Here is a 3,405-nt window from a genome sequence, read left to right on the forward strand (position 1 = left end):
CTGCATGGTCTTGGTCACAAAACACTCCTTCTGTCCGCCCAACGGCGGTCCGATGATGGACCACCCCGGACTTACACAGATGGAATGACACGCCCGAAGTTGCGCCGCTTGACGGCATCCCACTGCTGCGCACCCTTCTGCCATGCGTCCAACAACGCGACCACATGGTCGACCGGCACCAGCGACGAGGTGCCCCGGCCACGGCGAAACTCGACCGTGGTGCCGCTGTAGGGGTCGTGCAACACACCGGAAATCACCGTGCAGTCGCCATTGCGGACGATGTCAGCGAGGTCGCGCGCGAGGATGTCGTCGCGGGTGTCGCAGCCGTTATGCCCGCCGGTCACCGTCACGTCGTCAGTCCAGGCATCGCCGAACAGGCCGCGGTCATATCCGGTCTTCGGCGCGCGGCCCTTGATCGCCAGAGTGGCGAGTTCTGCCGCCGCTGCCGCGGCGTCCTCCGACTGCGCCGGCGCCGCCGGGGCGAAAGGCAACGGCGAACCGGGGGACGACGAAGGCCCGGCGAACCCAGCCGGCGACGGCGGTGCGGTCGCCTCGGCCTTCCCGGGGCGGGCCGACTCCTCGCGGGCACCTCTGTCGCCTGCCAAGCCCAGACCGGCGATCAGGACCGCGGCCACCACCGCACACACCACGGCGACACCGGCCAGAGTCCAGACCGAACGCCACGGGCGGTTCAGCGGCTCCGTCTCGGGATCTTCCTGCGACCACGCCAAATCGGGCGCCGCCTGGCCGGCTGCGGGCACGGCCGTCGCATCGTCGCATGGCCCTGCGGCCGTCGCGGGCTGATCGTCGTCATCGCTGGTGGTGGTCATCGTCTTCTCCTGTTCGCACACCCTGTGCGGCGAGGATCTGACTAGCGTATTTCTTCGCAACGGCGACAAGGGTGGAGGCGCTACCGCGGCGTTGCGCACCGCTTCAGGCGTGGGATCGTTGCGCCCGCCCGGATGCTGCGCGGTGACAAAGCAGGCCGTCGCCCACACTCGGCAACTCGGTGCCTTCCGAGTGTGCCACCGTTCGTGGCGTCCGGCGTCTGCGAGCCGAGAGCACACCCACCGGACCTGGACCCGCCATCAATAAGGTTCGCACGCAAGTCCGTCGTTGTCGCGGTCAAGCTTCGGAGCGTAGGCCGCATCCCCCCTCGGGATGTTGTAGCGCCCGTCCGCATGCGCCTGCGAGCAATTCTTGTACGGCGGGTCGGCCTGGGCCGCGGGTGCGGCAGACACTCCGAGGCCGGCGATCGCGGCAACTGCGCCCACTGCTGCCATGAGATGGCGGAATATCAACACTCCGTGCTCCTTCCGTTGGCGGTCGGAAAGGATCGTAAGACGGCGCCGGTGTGTCAGCGCGGTGGAATGCGCGACCTCATGTGAGGCTCATAGGAAACCCCGCCCGCGCCGCTCGCCGCGCCGGTGGCGGGGCACGACCGGACGCACTCGGGCGTTCCAGAGTCGCGCAGGTGTCAGCTCACACGAGTGCCGACGCGTCGAACACCCAGCTGGTGTCCGCATTCGCCAGGTTCTCGAAGTGGTTCGGGGGAGCGAAGGCCACCAGGGAGTTCATGTCCCAGTAGTCTTTCCAGACCGTGATTTTGCCGTCCTCGACCTTGTGCACCGTGACGAACCGCAGAACGCCCTGCTCTCTGGTCGCGAAAGTCCAAGTCTCCGAATGCTCGTAGAGGACGTCGGAACCGTCGCACACCAGCACGCCGTCGTGGTTCTCGTAGCCGGCCAGCGGTTCGAGCCCCATCTTCAGCCGCTTCACGATGTCCTCGGGACCGCGGGCGGCCAGCGCGGGCACCGGCATGTCGACGTAGAGGCAGTCGTCGGACAAAAAGGTCTTGACCGCGTCCCAGTCCCGCCGCGAAAGTGCCTGCCATAGCCCGAGGACGACGTCGCGGACCGTGCTCGTGGATTCGATTGTCACAGCCGTCATCACACCCGCTCGCGGAGCGGGTGTCAACGATCAGTTGTCGACCCCGGCCATCGAGTGTGCCGGGCCCAGGGCCACCGGCAGCGTCGACCAGCCCCGCAGCACCCGCGTGTCGCGCCTGCTGCCGGCGCCCGCGGCCCGCACCTCGGGGAAGCGCTCGAAAAATGTCCGCAACCCGACCTCGCCCTCGGCGCGCGCCAGGGCGGCGCCCAGGCAGAAGTGCCGGCCCCCGGAGAACGCGAGATGCTTTCCGGCGTTGGGCCGCTGGATGTCGAAGCGGTGCGGGTCGGTGAAGACCGCGGGATCGCGGTTGGCCGCGGCCAGGTACACGACGACCAGCCCGCCGCGGGGGATCGGCGTTCCCGCCACCTCGACGTCGTCGAGCGCCACCCGCGCGGTGAGCTGCACCGGGGAGTCCAGCCGCAGAATCTCCTCGACGGCGTTGGGCCACAGCTCCGGTTGCTGCCGCAGCGTGTCCAGGTGCTGCGGCGCGTCCAGCAGCATGCGGATGCCGTTGCCCAGCAGGTTGACCGTCGTCTCGAATCCGGCGGCCAGCACCAGCCCGGCGATCGCCTGAAGCTCGAGTTCACTCAAATACATTTCGGTAGAACCACTTTCGGCCATCTGGATCAGCTGGCTCATCAAGTTGTCGCTGGGCGCCCGGCGCAGCTGCCGCAGGTGGCCGGCGAGCCAGGAGTGAAATCCGGCGATGCCGTCCTGCACGCTGCGGTACTGCCGCCACGGCAAGCCGATGTCCAGGCTCGGCGCCGCCAGCTCACCGAATTCCAGGACGCGACGCCGGTCCTGCTCGGGCACACCCAGGATGTCGCTGATGATGGCGACCGGAAGCTGCGAGCAGTACCGCCCGACGACGTCGACCACCCCGGAGGTTCCCGACCTCCGCTCCAGCTGGTCCAGCAGTCCGGCGGCGGTCTGCTCGACCCGATCGCGCAGGGCCGCGACCGCCCTGGCCGTGAACACCGCCGACACCGTCTTGCGGTAACGGGTGTGGTCCGGCGGCTCGACGGCCAGCAACGACGGCGCGCGCAGCGGGTGCAACCGGTCGTCGCGGGTGCGGCGCTCCAACCACCGCAGCGGCCCCGGCAGATTCGACCCCATGTTGACCACGCGGAAGTCGTCGGAGCGCAGCAACTCCTGGGCCAGCGAGTAATCGGTGGTCAGATAGTTGACTTGACCTTTCGCCAAGGGCCCCAAGGCACGCAGTTCGTCGTAGAAGGCCACCGGGTCCGCGGCCACCGACGGATCGGCGATCAGCCGGGCCTGCAAGTCGCCCCGCCGGGCCCCGATCGCCGCGACGCCCCGGACGAACCCGTGCATCGCGAGCCAGTGCAGTCTTTCCTTCATTGGTAGTCAGGGGCGCGGTGTCCGCAGAGCAGACCCGTTTCCCCATCCCCCTTTCAATCCGTGCATGCGGTTTTCCCGCACACGGCTTACCGA

The 3,405-nt window shown here is 68.4% G+C and carries 4 protein-coding genes; all 4 read right to left on the minus strand.

Annotated features, from left to right (window positions below; genetic code table 11):
* Positions 1–71: 71 nt before the first annotated feature.
* A complete protein-coding gene (locus AC2VOR_RS16555) occupies positions 72–998 on the minus strand; it encodes a hypothetical protein (RefSeq protein WP_486964139.1) in 927 nt (308 codons plus the stop codon).
* Between the two features lie 90 nt (positions 999–1,088).
* Positions 1,089–1,283, minus strand: coding sequence for an excalibur calcium-binding domain-containing protein (locus AC2VOR_RS16560; RefSeq protein ID WP_369741578.1), 195 nt, complete (start codon positions 1,281–1,283; stop codon positions 1,089–1,091).
* Positions 1,284–1,482: 199 nt separating this feature from the next.
* The gene (locus tag AC2VOR_RS16565) at positions 1,483–1,935 is read right to left on the minus strand and encodes a nuclear transport factor 2 family protein (protein ID WP_486964141.1); all 453 of its coding nucleotides are present in this window, start codon (positions 1,933–1,935) and stop codon (positions 1,483–1,485) included.
* A 45-nt stretch (positions 1,936–1,980) separates the two neighbouring features.
* Positions 1,981–3,312 (minus strand): cytochrome P450, encoded by a 1,332-nt coding sequence (locus AC2VOR_RS16570; protein WP_486964140.1) that lies wholly within the window; start codon positions 3,310–3,312, stop codon positions 1,981–1,983.
* Positions 3,313–3,405: the final 93 nt, after the last annotated feature.

This window comes from Mycobacterium sp. TH-M103 (genome assembly GCF_057473785.1).